Origin of the sequence: Massilia sp. CT11-108, from assembly GCF_047302915.1 — a bacterium.
Classification (GTDB): domain Bacteria; phylum Pseudomonadota; class Gammaproteobacteria; order Burkholderiales; family Burkholderiaceae_D; genus Telluria; species Telluria orientalis.
Genome location: NZ_JBKYMO010000817.1, coordinates 1 through 1,700, shown reverse-complemented (window position 1 = coordinate 1,700; position 1,700 = coordinate 1). Strand labels below are relative to the sequence as shown.

2 protein-coding genes are annotated in these 1,700 nt (G+C 66.7%); both read left to right on the top strand.

Annotated features, from left to right (window positions below; translation table 11 throughout):
• Positions 1-836, top strand: an 836-nt coding sequence (locus ACEN88_RS31025; protein WP_413345925.1) for an EscU/YscU/HrcU family type III secretion system export apparatus switch protein, incomplete at its 5' end; no start/stop codon positions are given.
• A 3-nt stretch (positions 837-839) separates the two neighbouring features.
• Positions 840-1,700 (top strand): FHIPEP family type III secretion protein (locus tag ACEN88_RS31020; protein WP_413345923.1); only part of this gene is annotated, 861 nt, incomplete at its 3' end.

The following is a 1,700-nucleotide window of genomic DNA, read 5'->3' as shown; positions in this document are numbered from 1 at the left end:
TGCGCCCGAATTTCGTCGAGCTGCACGCCTATGACGCCTGGATGCTGATCCGCCGCCACGACTTCGCCGGCGCGCTGGTGGCACAGGTCGGCCTGCAGACCTCGTTCAAGCCGCTGGAACTCAAGTTCGACGCGATCAACCCGGCCTCGGGCCTGAAGCGCATCTTTTCGGTGCGCTCGCTGATCGACCTGCTCAAGGCGGTGCTCAAGGCCCTGCTGATCGGCGCCGTGCTGGTCCGCACCGGCATGCTGCTGGTGCCGCTGGTGCTCGGGGTGGTCTACCAGCCGGTCGGCGGCCTGGCCGACGTCGCCTGGGGCGTGCTGTGCAAGGTGTTCGGCGTGGCCGGCGTGCTGTACGCGATCATCGGCGTGGCCGACTACGGCATCCAGCACTGGCTGTTCATCCGCGACCACAAGATGAGCAAGGACGAGGTCAAGCGCGAGAACAAGGATTCCGAAGGCGACCCGCACATCAAGAACGAGCGCCGCAAGATCGGGCGTGAAAACGCCTCCGCCCCGCCGAACGAGTCGGTGGCCAACGCCAACGTGGTGGTGGTCAACCCGACCCACTACGCGGTGGCGCTGCGCTACGACCCCGGCGAGACGGGCCTGCCGCGCGTGATCGCCAAGGGCGTCGACGGCGACGCCAGGGTGATCCGCGAACAGGCCATGCGCTTCGGCGTGCCGATCGTCGGCAACCCGCCGCTGGCGCGCGCGCTGTTCCTCGTGGCCGTCAACGACGCCATTCCGGAACCGCTGTTCGATTCGGTCGCCGCCGTGCTGGCGTGGGTCGAGGACATGCGGGCCCCGAGCCCCAACACCGTGACAGAGAGGTAGCCCATGAAATCATTCCGCCTGAACGACCTGGGAGGGGAAGTCTCGATCGCCGTACTCATCGTCGCGGTGATCGCCCTGATGATCCTGCCGCTGCCGACCGTCGTGATCGACGGCCTGCTGGCGCTCAATATCACGATCAGCGTGCTGCTGCTGATGGTCACGCTGTACATCCCCAACGCGACCTCGCTGTACTCGTTCCCGTCGCTGCTGCTGTTCACCACGCTGTTCAGGCTGTCGCTGAACATCGCCTCGACCAAGTCGATCCTGCTGCATGCCGAGGCCGGCCACATCATCGAAAGCTTCGGCGAGTTGGTCGTCGGCGGCAACCTGGTCGTCGGCCTGGTGGTGTTCCTGATCATCGCCATCGTCCAGTTCATCGTCATCGCCAAGGGGTCGGAGCGCGTGGCCGAGGTCGGCGCCCGCTTCACGCTGGACGCGATGCCCGGCAAGCAGATGAGTATCGACGCCGACGTGCGCGCCGGCAACCTGACCGCCGAGGAGGCGCAGCGCCGCCGCACCATGCTGTCGATCGAGAGCCAGCTGCACGGCGGCATGGACGGCGCCATGAAGTTCGTCAAGGGCGACGCCATCGCCGGGCTGGTGATCACCATGGTCAACATCCTGGCCGGCATCGTCATCGGCGTGACCTACCACAGCATGTCGGCGGCGGAGGCGGCCGACCGCTTCGCCGTGCTGTCGGTGGGCGACGCGATGGTCTCGCAGATTCCTTCGCTCTTGATTTCCGTCGCGGCCGGCGTGCTCATCACCCGGGTGTCCGACGAGCACAGCAAGCCGCGCTCGCTCGGCACCGAGATCGTCAAGCAGCTGAGCACGAATTCCCGTGCGCTCTACAGCGCGGCGGCC